This window comes from Falsirhodobacter sp. 20TX0035 (genome assembly GCF_028307215.1).
Taxonomy (GTDB): domain Bacteria; phylum Pseudomonadota; class Alphaproteobacteria; order Rhodobacterales; family Rhodobacteraceae; genus Falsirhodobacter.
Genome location: NZ_JAQMHV010000011.1, coordinates 1 through 15420, shown reverse-complemented (window position 1 = coordinate 15420; position 15420 = coordinate 1). Strand labels below are relative to the sequence as shown.

Annotated in this window: 13 protein-coding genes; 3 read left to right on the top strand and 10 right to left on the bottom strand. The window is 66.0% G+C overall.

What is annotated here, in order from left to right; all coding sequences use genetic code 11:
* Positions 1-16: 16 nt before the first annotated feature.
* The gene (locus PIJ50_RS12015; protein ID WP_271975576.1) at positions 17-1516 is read right to left on the bottom strand and encodes a tripartite tricarboxylate transporter permease; all 1500 of its coding nucleotides are present in this window, start codon (positions 1514-1516) and stop codon (positions 17-19) included.
* A gap of 1223 nt (positions 1517-2739) precedes the next feature.
* On the opposite strand from PIJ50_RS12015, the gene PIJ50_RS12010 reads away from it, so the two are divergent.
* Entirely contained in the window at positions 2740-3408 is a 669-nt protein-coding gene (locus PIJ50_RS12010; RefSeq protein WP_271975573.1) for a GntR family transcriptional regulator, read from the top strand.
* Here PIJ50_RS12010 and PIJ50_RS12005 read toward each other — a convergent pair.
* The 8 genes from PIJ50_RS12005 to PIJ50_RS11970 form a co-directional block, all read right to left on the bottom strand.
* A complete protein-coding gene (locus PIJ50_RS12005; protein WP_271975572.1) occupies positions 3395-4240 on the bottom strand; it encodes a sugar phosphate isomerase/epimerase family protein in 846 nt (281 codons plus the stop codon). The two genes, PIJ50_RS12010 and PIJ50_RS12005, sit on opposite strands and share 14 nt — an antisense overlap.
* Positions 4240-5427, bottom strand: a complete 1188-nt coding sequence (gene uxuA / locus PIJ50_RS12000) for a mannonate dehydratase (RefSeq protein WP_271975570.1) — start codon at positions 5425-5427, stop codon at positions 4240-4242. Before uxuA ends, PIJ50_RS12005 begins: the two co-directional genes overlap by 1 nt.
* Positions 5428-5437: 10 nt before the next feature.
* Positions 5438-6856 carry a mannitol dehydrogenase family protein gene (locus tag PIJ50_RS11995; protein ID WP_271975568.1) on the bottom strand — a complete coding sequence of 473 codons (1419 nt, stop codon included), beginning with the start codon at positions 6854-6856 and terminating at the stop codon, positions 5438-5440.
* The gene (locus tag PIJ50_RS11990) at positions 6856-8133 is read right to left on the bottom strand and encodes a TRAP transporter large permease (protein ID WP_271975566.1); all 1278 of its coding nucleotides are present in this window, start codon (positions 8131-8133) and stop codon (positions 6856-6858) included. Before PIJ50_RS11990 ends, PIJ50_RS11995 begins: the two co-directional genes overlap by 1 nt.
* Positions 8133-8627: a TRAP transporter small permease gene (locus PIJ50_RS11985; protein WP_271975565.1), complete on the bottom strand. Its 495-nt coding sequence runs from the start codon at positions 8625-8627 to the stop codon at positions 8133-8135. Before PIJ50_RS11985 ends, PIJ50_RS11990 begins: the two co-directional genes overlap by 1 nt.
* A 43-nt stretch (positions 8628-8670) precedes the next feature.
* Complete coding sequence (locus tag PIJ50_RS11980) at positions 8671-9642, bottom strand: TRAP transporter substrate-binding protein (protein ID WP_334212726.1); 972 nt, start codon at positions 9640-9642, stop codon at positions 8671-8673.
* 48 nt (positions 9643-9690) lie between these two features.
* The gene (locus PIJ50_RS11975; protein WP_271975563.1) at positions 9691-10707 is read right to left on the bottom strand and encodes a Zn-dependent oxidoreductase; all 1017 of its coding nucleotides are present in this window, start codon (positions 10705-10707) and stop codon (positions 9691-9693) included.
* A gap of 409 nt (positions 10708-11116) precedes the next feature.
* Positions 11117-12640 carry an argininosuccinate lyase gene (locus PIJ50_RS11970; protein WP_271975561.1) on the bottom strand — a complete coding sequence of 508 codons (1524 nt, stop codon included), beginning with the start codon at positions 12638-12640 and terminating at the stop codon, positions 11117-11119.
* A 168-nt stretch (positions 12641-12808) separates the two neighbouring features.
* On the opposite strand from PIJ50_RS11970, the gene PIJ50_RS11965 reads away from it, so the two are divergent.
* Positions 12809-13297: a metallophosphoesterase family protein gene (locus PIJ50_RS11965; protein WP_271975560.1), complete on the top strand. Its 489-nt coding sequence runs from the start codon at positions 12809-12811 to the stop codon at positions 13295-13297.
* A 1122-nt stretch (positions 13298-14419) separates the two neighbouring features.
* Here PIJ50_RS11965 and PIJ50_RS11960 read toward each other — a convergent pair.
* Complete coding sequence (locus PIJ50_RS11960; protein ID WP_271975558.1) at positions 14420-14689, bottom strand: LysR substrate-binding domain-containing protein; 270 nt, start codon at positions 14687-14689, stop codon at positions 14420-14422.
* An 84-nt stretch (positions 14690-14773) separates the two neighbouring features.
* Between PIJ50_RS11960 and PIJ50_RS11955 the strand changes: the two genes are divergently transcribed.
* Positions 14774-15046 carry a hypothetical protein gene (locus tag PIJ50_RS11955; RefSeq protein WP_271975556.1) on the top strand — a complete coding sequence of 91 codons (273 nt, stop codon included), beginning with the start codon at positions 14774-14776 and terminating at the stop codon, positions 15044-15046.
* The last annotated feature ends 374 nt before the right edge of the window (positions 15047-15420 follow it).

The window sequence follows — 15420 nt, the reverse complement described above, 5'->3', positions numbered from 1 at the left end:
AGAAATGATGTCGTGGTCAGGCGCCCTGCCCTCCCCGGACAGGGCGTTTGGCGCGCCAGGCGCGGCGCACGGGAACCAGGATGCTGACAAGGCTCAGCAGCAGGAACAGCACGCTGATCGGGTCGGTCAGGAACACCATGTAGTCGCCTTGGGACGAGACCAGCGCCGTGCGGTAGTTGGATTCCACGAGGTATCCCAGAACCATCGCGAGGATCACCGGCGCGACGGGAAAATTCAGCTTCTTCATGGCATATCCGACAAGGCCGAAGGCCAGCGTCATCCAGACGTCGAACATCAGGTTGCGGATGGCAAAGGCGCCCAGCACCGCGAAGGTCAGGATGCCCGCCGCGATCACGCCGTCGGGCAGCAGCACCGTCCGGGCCATGATCGGCAGGAACAACGAACCGACGAGGTATTGCACCAGCGACGCGATGATGACGCCGAAAAGGATCGCGTAGACGAGCGTCGGCTGTTCGGCAAACAGCTGCGGGCCGGGATGCAGGCCATGCATGATCAGCGCGCCCATCATGATGGCGGTGGTCGGCGATCCCGGCACGCCCAGCGACAGCAGCGGCACCAGCGCGCCGCCGACGGTCGCGTTGTTGGACGCTTCGGGGGCCGCGATGCCGTTGGCGGCACCCTTGCCATAGGTCTCGGGATGGGGATCGCGGGCGCGGGCATAGTCGCGGGCGACCCAGCAGGCGATGTTGCCCCCCACGCCGGGCAGGATGCCCAACAGCGTGCCGATGACGGAGCCCGACAACATCGAGCGCCACGTTTCCTTCCAAACCGCCGCCGACATGAACACGTGACCGACGCGGCTCTTGTTCATGGGCGCCTTGCAGGCATGCTTTTCGGCCAAAGCCATCGCCTCGGACACGGCAAAGAGACCGATCAGCGCCGCCAGGAACGGTACCCCTTCGTAAAGCTCGAAATGGCCGAAGGTGAAACGGGGCGTGCCTGCGATGGGATCGATCCCCACCGTCGCCAGCCCAAGGCCGAACGCGGCCCCCAGCAAGCCCTTCACCAGCGACCCGCCCGACAGCGCCGCCACCGACGTCAGCCCGAAGAGCCCGACCGCGAAATATCCTGCCGGCCCGAATTGCAGCGCCAGTTTCGCCAGCGGCATGGCCAGAAGCAAGAGCGCGAGGCCCCCCAGCACGCCCCCCACGGTGGACGCGGTGAGAGAGATCGAAATCGCCTCGTTTGCCTGCCCTTTCTGCGCCATGGCGTAGCCGTCGATCGCCGTCGCCGCCGCCGCCGCGGTTCCCGGCGTGGACAGCAGGATCGCACTGATCGAACCGCCATATTCCGCGGAGGTGTAGAGCGAGATCATCAGCAGCATGCTGAGTTCGGGCGACATCGAGTAGGTGAAGGGGATCAGCAGGCTCAGCCCGATCGAGGGCCCGAGCCCCGGCAGCGCCCCGATCACGATCCCCAGCAACGCACCGATCAGCAGCACGACCAGACCCGACAGGCTGAAGATCACCCCGAGCGATTGAATGACGCCGTCCATAAGGCCCTCCCAAGCCAGTTCGGCGGCTCCGGCATCCCCCTCCGGAACCGCCTACTTTCTCTTGTGTGCTTTCGGAGGTGGTGACCACAATTCAGAACCGGGGCTTTTTGCATAACGTTAAGCTATTAGATATCGAACTATCTCCCGGAAGCACGGAGAACACGCGGCCGATCTCGCGGCTTTGTTGTCCGGGTCGCGTGAATGAGCCATGCTGCGAATACAGTAGCTTGGAAAGCTTTCCCGAGATCGATCGGCAGCATCGTTCGGGAGCGTTATCGGCTGATGCCCCCTGCTGCGGGGAACGGGCGCCTACCTGACGGCGCCATTTGCGTGGCATCCGGTTCCTGCGTCTAAGTGCTGCGCTGCGCCTTGGCTCGCTGCGTCGCGAAAATGACGGACAAAGGCCGCGTTTCGCAGTTCCAAGCGCCAATCACGGCCATGCCAGCGACGCTCGGCCCCTGCAATCCGTGGACGTGGGCCTCCGGCATCGGGACATCGACGCGCTCTTCTGGATGTAGGTGACGGCGCCTCTGGGCGGGGCGTTGAGATACTCCGAGGCCTCCCCCCGCGTTCTGCACGAGGCATCGGATCCCCTACGTGGCCCGCCGTGGCTCGGCCCGGGTTGGCTTCAACAGCTTCACCCCCTTCAGCCAAATCGCCCCACACCTGATGGACCTCAGGCACCGGCGCTTCGCCGCAATCTTCCAGCCGCAGGAGACCAACAATCGGGTGGAAGCGCCCCTTCAGCGCATCGAGAACGCGCTCAGGCGTGCGGGTCTGTGGCCGTCTTCGGAAAACCTGCGCGGTCTTCCAGCATGGCTTCGACGGCAAGACGTTCATCGAGCGGATGGTCGCCACCGCAATCGTCTGCGACAACGATGCTCCATCGTGCGACGAAGCGGCAGGACGTTGGGGGCCGAAGGCGCGCTCGCTTACAGGCTTGGGCGTGCTCGCCCTTCCGTCGCTCCGCTGTCGCTGACGACGATGCAGGTCGACAACACCCAGCCCGGAGTGGAGGCTGCGCTCTTGACGCTGACGGCAGATTGCTGGCCTCCGCGCGGGCAAGCGGTGGGTTTGAAGGTGCAGCAGCAACGCTGCCGCGCGAGGCCGCCCGTCAGTCTGGCGGAGAGGTGAACATCCTTGTATACTAGTCCCCGACCTTGAGCGAGCCAGACCAGATGACCCATGTCCCGCCCCTTGGGAGGATCTCCGAAAATCGTCCGATGCAATTCGCGCCACCGACGGTCGCGGCGATCCGCGATGCGATCCGCAGGGACATCATCACCCTCAAGCTGCTTCCCGGCGCCAAGGTCTCGGAGAACGACCTCGCCCGCCGTTTCGGAACCAGCCGGACCCCCGTGCGCGAGGCGGTGCTGGGGCTGGTGGACCAAGGGCTCGTCGATGTGCGTCCGCAACGCGGCACCTACATCACCTTCATCTCGCTCCGCAGCGTGAAGCGGGCACGGTTCCTGCGCATCGCGCTGGAGATCGCGATTTTCCGCAAGGCAGCAGAGGATGGGCTCCACCCCGCCCGGCTGGCCGAGGCGCAAGCCGACATCGACGAGCAGGTGGCCCATTGCGACGACCCCGAACGCTTCACCCGCGCCGACGACGCCTTCCACCGCCGTTTTGCCGACGGCATCGATCTGGGCGATGTCTGGTCGATTCTGGAGCAGGAAAAGTCCCAGTTCGACCGGCTGCGCTTTCTGAGCCTGCCGAACGTCACGCCGGTGGAAACGCTGATCGCCCAGCACCGGGCGATGCTGCAGGCCGTTGTTGCACGCGATCCCGACGCGGCGGAGCGTGCGGTGAACGATCACCTGTCCGAGGTGCTGAAGGTGACGGACAAACTGGCCGCCCGTCACCCGGACTTCATCGTCAACGACGTGTGAGCACGCGCCGGCCGCTGTCGGCAATCTCGTCACCGTTCGCGAACAGCGGCCGCCAGGCAGCCACGCCGCGCGCCACATCCGGCCCGCTGACGGCCGAGGAGAACCCCTCCACCCCGATCAGCTTGTCGTAGCCCGCCGCCTTCAACCGCGAAAGGTAGGGCGCAAAGTCGATATGCCCGCGGTCGAGCAGGCCGCGGTCGTTCTGGTCCAGTTCGAAATAGGCGAGATGCGGCAGGGCACAGTCCAGCGCCGCCAGCGGGTCCACCTCCTCGATGTTCATGTGGAAGGTGTCCAGATGCAGCCACAGGTTCGCCGGCCGCCCCACGAGGTCGAGATAGGCCAACCCCTCATTCACCGTGGTCAGCATGTTCGTCTCGTAGCGGTTCAGGAGTTCGATCGCGAGGCGCAGGCCCATGCCGGCGGCCTCCTCCGACAGGACCGCCATTGCCTCGGCGCTGCGGATGCGCATGTCGGCGGTCGCGGCGGCATCGGCCTTTCCGAACAGGCCGTAGGTCGCGCCGCCCACATGCACCGCCCCCATGTCCCGTGCCAGCCGAAGCGAGTTGCGGTGCCGCGCCAGCCCCGCCGTCCGAATGGCCGGGTCCGCGCTGGAGATGTCGGCGTCGGGAAGCTGATTGGCCGAGCAGACGGCAGTGATGCCGTGGGCGGTGAAGCTGTGGGCGATGGCGGCCGCGTCGATCGCCGCATGATCGCGCAGCGGCACCACGACGTGGTCATAACCCGCCTGCGCGGCACGGGGTGCGACATGATCCGCCGCCTCCGCCGACCATCCGGGGATCCAGCAGAAGGAGTGGATCGACAGGTTCCGCATCACGCGCCCTCGATCTGGTCCACCGCCGCCATGACGCCCCGCAGTTCGGCCAAGCCCCGCAGCCGCCCGATGATGGGATAGCCGGGGAAGGTCGGGCGCGCCGCGTCGTCGATCAGCGCGTGGCCGTGATCGGGGCGCATGGGGATCTGCCAGTCGGCGCGACCCTCGGCCCGGCGGCGGCGTTCCTCGGCCATCAGGACGCGGATCAGCTTCACCATGTCGGTGTCGCCGCCCAGATGCTCCGCCTCCATGAAGGATCCGTCGGGATCCTTGGCCACGTTGCGCAGATGGGCGAAGTGGACGCGGTCGGCAAAGCGCGCGGCGATCCCCGGCACATCGTTCGCGGGGTTGGCACCCAGCGAGCCCGAGCACAGCGTCAGCCCGTTGGCCCGCGACGGCACGGCGTTCAGGATGAAGGCGATGTCGTCCTCGGTCGACACGATCCGGTCCAGCCCGAACAAGGCGCGCGGGGGATCGTCGGGATGGACGCACATGCGGATGCCGCATTCCTCGGCCGTGGGGATGACCTCCTCCAGGAACCGGGCATAGTTCGCCCGAAGGTCATCGCGCGAGATGTCGTCGTAACGGCGCAGCATCTCGCGCAATTGGGGAATGTCGTAGCGGTCGTAGGCGCCGGGAAGGCCCGCCATGATGTTGGCCAGCAGCCGGTCGCGGTCCCCCTCGGTGGAGGCCTGGAACCACACCGCAGCCTGCGTCAGCACCTCGGGCGGCACGCCTTCGTCCGCGCCGGGGCGCTTCAGCATGTGCAGGTCGAAAGCCACGTATTCGTGGTGGTTGAACCGCAGGGCCGTTCCGCCCCCCGGCAGGGGCGCGTCCAGCTGCGTCCGCGTCCAGTCGAGGATCGGCATGAAGTTGTAGCAGATAACGTTCACCCCGGCGGCGGCGAGGTTGCGCATGGAGGTGCGGTAGTTGTCGAAGATCGTGGACAGGTCGCCGTCGCCCAGCTTCACCCGTTCGTGGATCGGCAGGCTTTCCACCACGCTCCACCGCAGGCCATGGGCCGGGTCTTCGACGATAGCCTTGCGGGTGGCGATCGCCTCGGGGGTCCACACCTCGCCATAGGGGATCTGGTGCAGGGCGGTGACGACGCCGGTCGCGCCCGCCTGCACGATGTGATGAAGGCCCACGGCATCGTCGGGGCCGAACCAGCGCCAGGTCTGTTCCATACGCGTCTCCTCAGCCGGCAAGGGCGCGCAGCGTGGCGCGGACCCCGTCGCGGGCCAGTTTGTGATGTTGGTCTTCGATCGCCGCCACGAAGGCGGGATCCTGACCCAGGGGGCCGAAGATTTGCGGCAGGGCCATCATCTCGCGCGCGGTGCCGCCCAGAAGCGGGGCCAGCGGGTCCGAGATGCGCAGGGCCGTCCCGTCATCCGCCACCCCTTGGGCGTGGCGCAGGAAGGCCGCGACCACAAGCGCCAGCCGCGTCCAGTCCTGCCCCGCCGCCCTCCGGTCGCGGATGGGTCCAAGAATGCGCTGCGGCAACTTCTGCGACCCGTCGCTCGCGATCTGCGCGGTCAGGTGCCGCATCCCGGGATTGGCGTAGCGGGCGCGCAGGTCGGCCGCATAGGCGTGCAGGTCCGTGCCGTGGACGGTCGGGATGATCTCCTCCCACAGGGCGTCGATGAAGGGGCCGATGTCGGGGTCGGTGATGGCTTCGCCCACCGTCTGCACCCCCGCCAGCGTGCCCAGCCAGGCCATCGCGGAATGGGTGCCGTTCAGCATCCGCAGCTTCATCAGCTCCCACGGTTCGACGTTGTCGGTCATCTGCGCGCCGGCCAGATGCCAGTCGGGACGGCCTTGGGGGAAGGTGTCCTCGATCACCCACTGGCCGAAAGGTTCGTGCAAGACGCAGGCCTCGTCCCGCAAGCCGATCAGGGCGGCGGTCTCGGCCAGCACATCCTCGGTCACCGCGGGCACGATCCGGTCCACCATGGTGGAGGGGAAGGCCACGTTGTCTTTGATCCACGTGGCCAGCGCCTCGTCCCGCAGCGCTGCGAAGCCGCTCACGACCTGACGGGTGACGCGGCCGTTCTGCGGAAGGTTGTCGCAGCAGAGGACCGTGAAGGGGGCGGCACCCGCCGCCCGCCGCGCGGCCAGCGCCGCGACGATCAGCCCCGGCGCCGTGCGGGGCGTGTCGGAGGCCAGATCGGCCACCACATCGGGATGGTCCGGCCGCAGATAGCCGGTCGCCGGATCGTGGCAATAGCCCTTTTCTGTGATGGTCAGGGACACGATCCGGGTCTCGGGCGCGGTCAGCAGCCCCATCATCCGTCCGTGTTCGGTGGGTGCGTGGATCGCGGCGGTCAGGCTGCCGAGGATGCGGGCGCGGGTGTCGGCCCCGCGTTCCACTGCTGTGAACAGCGCGTCCTGCGGGCTCAGCCGGGCGGTCGGATCGGAGCTGCGCAGGCTGACGCCTGCGATGCCCCAGGACAGGTCGCCCGACGCCTCCATCGCGTCGTCGTTGAAGGCGGTGACATGGGCGCGCATGAACGCGCCAAGGCCGAGATGCACGATCCCGGTGCCCACCGCCGCCGGATCGAAACGCGGCAAGCGGGCGTGGGCGCGGGGCAGAGTGGTGCGGGACAAACGTTCCATCAGTCAAACATCATGCTGGGCAGCCAGAGCGAGATGGCCGGAATGAACGACACCAGCATCAGCACGATGATGTTGCACAGAAGGAAGGGCACCACCTCGCGCGCGACGGTGCCGAGGGGGACCCGCGCGATGTTGCCCGCGACGAACAGGCAGATGCCTACGGGTGGCGTCGTCAGGCCCAGCATCAGGTTGATGACCGCGATCATCGCGAAGTGGATCGGGTCGATCCCCACCGCGGTCGCCACCGCCAGCAGGGGCGGGAACAGGATGATCAGGGCCGCGATGGTTTCCATGAAGGTGCCGACGATCAGCAGCAGCGCGTTCACCATCAGGATGATGAGATACTTGTTCTCGGTCAGCGACAGCATGTAAGCCGCGATCGCCTGCGGGATCTGTTCGGAGGTGAGGATCCAGCCGAAGAGGTTGGCGAAGCCGACCAGCAGGATCAGCGCCCCCGACCCGATGGCGCTGTTCAAGAGGATGCGCGGCAGGTCGCGCAGGGTGAACCCCTTGTAGATGAACATGCCCACCAGGAAGGCGTAGATCGACGCGACGATGGACGCCTCGGTCGGGGTGAAGATGCCGCCGACGATGCCGTAAAGGATGATCGCCGTCATCAGGATCGCCCAGAACGCGGCCTTGCCCGACCGGAAGATCTCGGCGAAGCCCGCCCACTTGCCCTTGGGGTAGTTGCGGCGACGGGCGATGATGTAGCAGGTCAGCATCATGCCAAGGCCCATCAGGATGCCCGGAATGGCCCCCGCCATGAACATCCGCCCCACCGACAGGCCCGTCAGCGTGCCCACGATGATCATCGGAACCGACGGCGGAATGATCGGACCCACGGTGGAGGCCGAGGCCGTCAGCGCCGCCGCGAACCCGCCGGAATAGCCCGCCTTCTTCATCGCGGGGATCATGACCGCGCCGATGGAGGCGGTTTCCGACACCGCGGTGCCGGAGATGCCCGCGAAGATCATGGACCCGCCCACGTTGGCCAGCCCCAGGCCGCCCCTGATATGCCCCAGCACGGCGCTGGAGAAACGGACGATCTGGTCGGTGATCCCGCCGCCGTTCATCAGGTTGCCCGCCAGCACGAAGCCGGGGATGCACAGCAGCACGAAGCTGTCCATGCCCGCATACATGAACTGCGGCACGACCGAGAGGTCGATACCTTCCAGCAGAAGATACACCATGGAGGCGAGGGCGAGCGAGATCGCCACCGGCACGCCAAGCATGAGGGAGACAGCAAAGGTGCCGAACAGGACGGCGACAAGCATCAGACGAGCTCCTCCAGCGTGGGGGTGCGGCCATAGCCGATCAGCCGGGCGAACCCGAAGAAGGCGAGGCTGACGGGAATGATCAGGACGATCACGTAGGAGATGACCATCGGCGCGTCGAAGGACCGCGTGCGTTCCCCCATGCTGAACGCGAGGTAGAGCCAGGAACTGGGGATCATCGCCAGCGCGAAGACGATGATGATCACGTCGACGATCTTCGACACCGCCGCCCGCACCGGGTCGGGCAGCAGGGAGGTGACGAGGTCGACGTTCACCATCTCTCCGTCCAGAAGGGCGAGCCCGCAGGAGAAGGCCACGAGGTGCAGCAGCGCGAAGCGCGAGATCTCCTCGGTCCAGGCGGGCATGGTGACGCCGGGCGTCCGGCCGATCACCTGCATGGTGACGACGGTGATCAGGACCGCGAAGGCAAGGACGGTGCCGGTGCGGCAGATCCAGATCATCGCGGAAAGCAGGGTTTCGAACAGGGTGCGCATGGCGGCCTCCGGTTGGGGCGCGGGCGTGCCGCCCGCGCAGCCGTCACTTCGTGGCGACGATCTCGTCGTAAAGCGGGCGCAGCTCGTCACCAAGCGCCTCGGACACGGCCTTGGACCCGGCCTCGGCGAAGGCGGCCTTGTCGACCTCCACGAACTCCATCCCGGCCTGTTCAAGGGCGGCGCGGTCGTCCTGCTCGTTCTTCAGGAACAGTTCACGCTCGTAAGTCTGGGCGATCCGCGCGGCCTCGCGGATGGCCTGCTGTTGTTCTTCGGTCAGCTTGTTGAAGTTGCGCTCGCTGACGGCAAGGTAGATCCAGCTGCGGACATGGTCGGTCATGTTCACGTAGTGCTGCACCTCGGAGAAGGAGGCGGAGCGGATCAGGGCGAGCGGGTTCTCCTGCGCCTCGATCACGTGGCTTTGCAGGCCGGTGAAGACTTCGGAGAAGGCCATCGGCGTGGCCTTGGCGCCCACCGCGTTCCAGTAGGTGACGTGCAGCGGCACGTTCGACACGCGCAGCTTCAGCCCGTTCAAGTCCGCCGGCGTCTTGATCTGGCGGTTCGACGTCAGCTCGCGCGCGCCGCGGGCGAACCAGGTCAGCGGGATGACGCGGACCTTCTCCTGGATCTCCTCGGCGATCTTCTGGCCGACGGGGCCGTTCACGACCTTTTCCATGTGGTCCAGATCGCGGATCGCGTAAGGCACCGCCAGAAGCGAGGCGTAGGGCGTCCAGTTCTGCATCGATTCACCGGTGATAGTGAAGTCGACGGTGCCGAACTGCATCCCCTTGATCAGGTCCACTTCCTTGCCCAGCGTGTCGTTCGGGAAGATCTGGATCGTGATCTCGCCGTTCGTGCGGGCCTTCACCTCCTCGGCGAACTTGAGCGAGGCGAGATGCCACGAGTTCGTCTCGTTCGCGAGATGGCCCAGCTTCATGACGGTTTCGGCCTGTGCGGCGGCGGTCATCGCCAGCGCGCAGGCGCCGGCCAGAATGGCGGTCTTGAGTGTCGAAAGCATGGTGATCCTCCCCAGGTTCATGCGTGTCGTGCGGCCCTCCCGGCCGTGTCAGTCGAAATCGAGCTGTATCTTGATGGTCCGACCCGGCTCGTTCTCGAAAAGGGCAAAGGCCGCAGCGGCGTCGGTGGCGGCAAAGGTCTGCGTGATCATCGCCTCGGGCTTCAGGCGGCCGCTTTCCAGCCAGCCCACCACCTCGGGCAGAAGGCGCCGGTTCAGGCGCGAGCCGTAGAGCGTGAGCTCCTTCTTCACGATCTCCTGCTGCGAGATGTTGCAGGGCGCGGGCGAGAACCCCATGATCCCGATCCGCCCGGCAGGGGAGGCGACGCGGCACGCCTCCTCCAGCAATGCGGGCACGCCGGCGCAGTCGATGACGATGGTGGGGCCAAGGCCGTCCGTTTCGCCTGCGACCTGCGCCGGAATGTCGTCATGGCCCGACCGCAGCACGCGGTCCGCGCCGAAGGTCAGCGCGCGTTCCAGCCGGGCGGCGTCGGGGTCGGCCACGATCACGCGCGCGCCGCTGACCTTGGCCACCTGCATCACCGTCACCCCCACGGTTCCCGCGCCATAGAGCAGGACCGTATCCTCCGGCCCGCAACCGGTGCGGCCCAGGATGTTCGCGGCGATGGAGAACGGCTCGGCCAGCGCGCCGATCGCGATGGGCGTCTCCGGGCGAAGCTTGATGGCGTTGGCGGCGGGCACGGCCACGACGCTGCGGAACCCGCCGTCGCGATGGACGCCCATCACCTCAAGGTTTGCGCAAACGTTCGGGCGTCCGATGCGGCAGGGGTAGCAGTGCCCGCAGGCGATGACCGGATCCACCACTACATTGTCGCCGACCAGGAATCCGGTCGCCCCCTCGCCCAATCCGATCACCTCGCCTGCGAATTCGTGGCCGATGACGCGAGGATATTTCGCGAAGGGGTTGGACCCGTGCAGGATGTGCAGGTCCGATCCACAAATCCCCGCCCGCCGAACGCGCACCAGAAGTTCATTCGGACCGACCTTTGGCGCGTCGGCTTCCTTCACGCGCAAGTCGAACGGCTTGGCCACCGAGATCGAAATCATTCCGCCTCCTCCACAGGGCTTGCAGGCATATGATACACTAGTATGCAAGATGTCAATGTGTATGATGATGACGTGAGAAATACGGTTGTGATCTCCGTTCTGCCCGCGCAGCCATGCCTCCTGCATCATGTCTCCGCCTTGGCGTGGCCGCCGAGCATCCGGTGAGCGATGCTCGGCCCTGCCAGCGCGGCTCCCCCGCCCTGCAGGATCCGCATTTGGTCCTGCGGCGGAAGGGTGAGGATTTTCTTCGCTCTAGACGTCCACCCCTATGAACGCTGAGCCGGAGCGCTATCGCCGGAGCTCCGACTTAGCCCCCCGGAAGCTAAGGGGAAGCAGCCCCTTTCGCTCGCCCCCTCGCACGAAGCGACCGCAGCCGCCCCGGCAACTTGTGTCGGAACGGTAACGACACTCAGGGCAGCAGCTTGGCGAAGTCCGCGTCAAGCCGGGCCAGAGAATCGTCGATACGGGCACGACGTTCCGCGATCCACGCGTCCTGCGCGGTCAGCCGGTCACGGGCGGCGGTCAGCATCCGCTCCATCTCGGCCGGTTGCGGCCCGCCGGAGGTGGCGCGGGCGCGGATGATGGCGGCGGGATCAAGGGCGGCGCGGAACGCGTCCTCGGTGATGGGCAGGTCCTGCGGGTAATCCGTGTCCGCGACCGCTTCGGCATAGATGCGCTGCGCCTCGGCATAGGGGAAGTCCAGCGGGCCAAGACCCTCCTGCCGCGCATGCGTCACGATCTCGGAGGCGAAGTGGTGCCCGACGCGGAACGGCATGCCATGTTCGCGCATCAGCAGATCCGCCAGTTCCTGCGAGGCGGTCCAGTCGCTGTTCAGCTCCTCCATCGCCCGTTCGGGGTTGATGTTCAGCGCATGAAGGATGTCGTCCAGCCCTTCCAGCGTGCCGGTCGCGGCCTCCAGCATTTTGGTGTTGCGGTCGGGGCTTTTCGCATCGCTCATCCCCGGCGGCAGGTTGTGCTGCTGCAGGATCGGCCCCATCGCCAGCGTCAGCGCCTCGGAAGCGTCGCTGCGGGTGGAGTTCAGGATGCCCGGATTGCGCTTCTGCGGCATCGCCGAGGACACGTAGGTGTTGTCACCCCCTTCCCGCAGCAGGATCCACGGGCGGGTCTGGCCATACTGGCCCATCACATCCTCGATGAAGCTGCCCGAATGCAGCGCGACGGAGGAAACGATGGACCCCAGTTCCACCGCCAGATCCACGGGCGAGATCTGCGCCGCGTCATAGGCATTCTCGACCACGCCGGAAAAGCCGAGGTAGTCGGCCATCCGCTCGCGGTTCAGCGGCCAGCTGGTGCCGTTCAGCACCGTCGTGCCCATCGCCGAGCGGTCGAGCCGCACATAGGCCTCGCGGATGCGCTGCGCGTCGCGGTCAAGGCCTGCCGCATGGCCCAGCAGCGCGTGGCCGTAGCTGTTGGGCTGCGCCGCCACCCCGTTGGTGTAGTTCGGAACGATCGTGTCCACATGGCGGGCTGCCAACTCCACCATCGTGCGGGAGGTGGTGTTCAACTGCTCGGCCAGCGCCAGCAGATGATCGCGCAGGATGGCGGCGCGGGCGGTGGACAGCATGTCCTGACTGGACCGACCGGCGTGAAGCAGCGTGACGTCCTGCCCCCCGGCGTCGATCAGCAACGGTTCAAAGGTGATGACGCTTTGCGGGCGTTTGGCCCCCGGCTGGTTGCCATCCTCCAGCACCTTCACAAGTGCGGCGGCGATGCCCGGCGTCATGGCCGGATCAAGCAGCCCTTCCTCGGTGTTGATCACGGCGCTGGCCTTGTTGATCTCGCCGATCCAGAAGAAGCTGTCGCGGGTTCCGGCACCTTGGGCAAGTGCAAGCGTGGGCAGGCAGGTCAAGGCGATCCCCATGATGGTGTTGCGAAGCGGCCCTTGGCGCCGCTTGTGTGCTGGATATGTCATTGTTTCCTCCTCCGGAACCGGACGCGCCGCACGGGCGCCCCGACATCTCTCGCCGGTGCAGCCGTCCGCGTTCATTGTTCGCCCGATCCCGGCTCAGGGCAAGGAAGCTTCTTGCGAAGCCGTGCCCGATGAACCACCTGCGTGCCATGACCAATCAGGATCTGCCCCTTGCCACCACCCTGTCAGCCCTGCCGTGAAAGGCGCATCGGCGTCATTTCCGATACCCATGGCCTGCTCCGCCCGGAGGCGCTGGAGGCGCTGGAGGGTGTCGACCGCATCCTGCATGCGGGCGACATAGGCGATCCCGACCATCTTGACGCGCTGGCCCGGATCGCGCCGGTGACGGCGATCCGCGGCAACATCGACCGCGGCCACTGGGCCCGGGCGCTGCCTGAGACGGTCAGCCTGACCATCGGGGGAATGCGGATCCACATGATCCACGACCGCAAGACCCTGAAAGCCGATCCGGAAGCCGAAGGGTGGGACGTCGTGATCTCCGGCCACTCCCACAAGCCAAGCATTGAGAAGAACGGCCGTACCCTCTGGCTGAACCCCGGCGCGGCCGGACCCCGCCGCTTCCGGCTTCCGGTCACGATCGCATATCTTTGGAAAGAGGCCGGTAGGCCCCGCGCCTCTATTCAAGCATTGCCTGTCTGACTGGCCTTTCGGTAGGGAAGGCAATGGAAGCGTCTGCTGAAGGCTGATCGTCATCAGCACAAGATTTCCCCAGACTCATACCGATATCGAGACATTCCTCCGAGAGAACCCGCCGAATGAGTTTTCCACCTCGGAGTAGGATATCGCCGACAGTCGCCAATCGCAGAACTTCCAGATCATTTTTCACTAAGTCGTCCCAGTGTTAGGATCAGCAGGAGAATGCTCGCGCAGATGAGGGCGATGCCGCCGCTTCGCGCCATGTCAACCGCTCGCAGAAGACAAGGAACGAGACGATCCGCGTGAACACCATCTCGATCTGGCCAAGTGCGCGAACATAGGCCACGTTCTGCAGGGCAAAGGCGAAGAACCAGAACAGCGATCCCCATGTTCCCCTGATGCCGACCCAGACCGTCCGCTGCTAATTGGTAAAAACGCGCTTCCTCACTAAGGCGCCACAGCCAAAGGCGATCGTATGGGACTAAGCGATCATTAGCGGCAGACATTTCCGGCCGTTTACCAGAGGCTCCGACTGTCACTGGCAGTAAACGCGGCGATGCTGCGCAACACCTCGCTTGTCAACCTTGCGGATGGATGCGCCCTGGCGCTGCCGACGCCAAGCCTCCTTCCCGCGTGGTCGATGACGATGCTCGTCGGCCGACATGGCGGCGCCGCGAGTCTGCTCGCTACAGCGCGTCGCGTCGCGCGCTGAGCGGCAGCCGGCGTAGAAATGGCCTGCCAGTAGGAAATCGTCGGTCGAAAAGTGTCCCGAGTGCTCTGGGAAAAGGTGGAATAGATCTTCCCAGACCGATGGCGCGTTCGAACGCCGGAAACGATATCAGCACGAGGCTCCAGACCCTCAACTGGAAGGTCCGCCACGCCCATGCAGCTACCCTGCAGAGACTTGGTCAGTCGAATTATCTTGAACCAGACGCGCTTAGGCTGGAACAGGCGCTTCTGGCTGACAATTCGCTCCTTGCTCTAGGTCACCCGAGGCGACAGTGGGAGAGGTGGTGGCAAGTGCGACAGACACGGCATGGGTAGCCCTGCTGACCCTGCGCCGTCCAGAGCGGCGGCACCGGCGATGACCGCCTCATCCAGCGTCAGACGGCCTTAGACGTCGATCTAGACCTGTTCGCCACTGCGCTCGAAATGCCAGCGGAGCAAGGCCCCGTTCGGCAGACGCACCCGGATGCAGTCTCGGGTCAGCAGGTCAGCGGGGTCCGGATGCTCCGCCAGCCATTCAGGCGAGGCGACGACCGAGAATTGCTGCGGCTTGCCGAAGGGCAGCGCGATCATGTCGCGCGGGACCAGATCGGCAGGGCGTATGCCCAGATCGAAGCCCTCAGCCACGATATCGACCAGCCGCCCCTCGGTCACCAGATCGACCTGCATCTCGGGAAGCGGCGCGTGTAAGACAGCACTACCGGCGTGATCGCGTGTCCCGCCTGAACCAAGGTATTGATACGCAGCAGCCCCGTGGGCGTCTCGTGTTGCGAGGAGTATGTCGCGGAACGCAACCGGCTCAAGGCCTCCCCCGATGCAGGCCGGGCCGATCTGGAACGCGAACTGGTCCGTGTCACCCGCGATCACGGCAAGCAGGTGGGCGCGATCGTGGCCGGGGTTCCGGCGGATCAGGTAAAGGATCGGATGATCGCGCTGGATGCATGCCGGAAGGAGCTGGAGGCGGACCTCGGGGTGGCCCCTGCCCCGGATCCGATGCGTATTCATCCCGGCATGGCGCAGACCTGACGCGACCGGTCGGTGCCCTGATCCGAGGCCTTGGGGACGCAGAGGAGATGGACGCGGCGAAGGAGGCGCTGCGGGGCCTTGTGGACCGGATCGAGCTTGTGCCGGAGCCGGGACCTGAGGACCAGCCGCGGCTCGCGGTGCACCTTCATGGGGCTTTGGCGGGGCTTCTTCAGCTGGCGACCGGCGCGCCGGTGGGGGAGGCTTCAGCACATCCCGCCTGCGCGTCGGCGTATGGAACGCAGAACGGCCTCGGGCGAAGACGGCGAGGCGGGGTATTGTGATGGTGTTGAAGTATTTTTGGTTGCGGGAGCAGGATTTGAACCTGCGACCTTCAGGTTATGAGCCTGACGAGCTACCGGGCTGCTCCATCCCGC

Excerpts from the sequence above, each read along its gene's own strand:
- PIJ50_RS11985 (WP_271975565.1), bottom strand. The coding sequence starts at position 8,627 with ATGCGCACCCTGTTCGAAACCCTGCTTTCCGCGATGATCTGGATCTGC.
- PIJ50_RS12015 (WP_271975576.1), bottom strand. The coding sequence starts at position 1,516 with ATGGACGGCGTCATTCAATCGCTCGGGGTGATCTTCAGCCTGTCGGGT.
- PIJ50_RS11995 (WP_271975568.1), bottom strand. The coding sequence starts at position 6,856 with ATGGAACGTTTGTCCCGCACCACTCTGCCCCGCGCCCACGCCCGCTTG.
- PIJ50_RS12005 (WP_271975572.1), bottom strand. The coding sequence starts at position 4,240 with ATGCGGAACCTGTCGATCCACTCCTTCTGCTGGATCCCCGGATGGTCG.
- PIJ50_RS11975 (WP_271975563.1), bottom strand. The coding sequence starts at position 10,707 with ATGATTTCGATCTCGGTGGCCAAGCCGTTCGACTTGCGCGTGAAGGAA.
- PIJ50_RS11980 (WP_334212726.1), bottom strand. The coding sequence starts at position 9,642 with ATGCTTTCGACACTCAAGACCGCCATTCTGGCCGGCGCCTGCGCGCTG.
- PIJ50_RS11970 (WP_271975561.1), bottom strand. The coding sequence starts at position 12,640 with ATGACATATCCAGCACACAAGCGGCGCCAAGGGCCGCTTCGCAACACC.
- uxuA (WP_271975570.1), bottom strand. The coding sequence starts at position 5,427 with ATGGAACAGACCTGGCGCTGGTTCGGCCCCGACGATGCCGTGGGCCTT.
- PIJ50_RS12010 (WP_271975573.1), top strand. The coding sequence starts at position 2,740 with ATGCAATTCGCGCCACCGACGGTCGCGGCGATCCGCGATGCGATCCGC.
- PIJ50_RS11960 (WP_271975558.1), bottom strand. The coding sequence starts at position 14,689 with ATGCAGGTCGATCTGGTGACCGAGGGGCGGCTGGTCGATATCGTGGCT.
- PIJ50_RS11990 (WP_271975566.1), bottom strand. The coding sequence starts at position 8,133 with ATGCTTGTCGCCGTCCTGTTCGGCACCTTTGCTGTCTCCCTCATGCTT.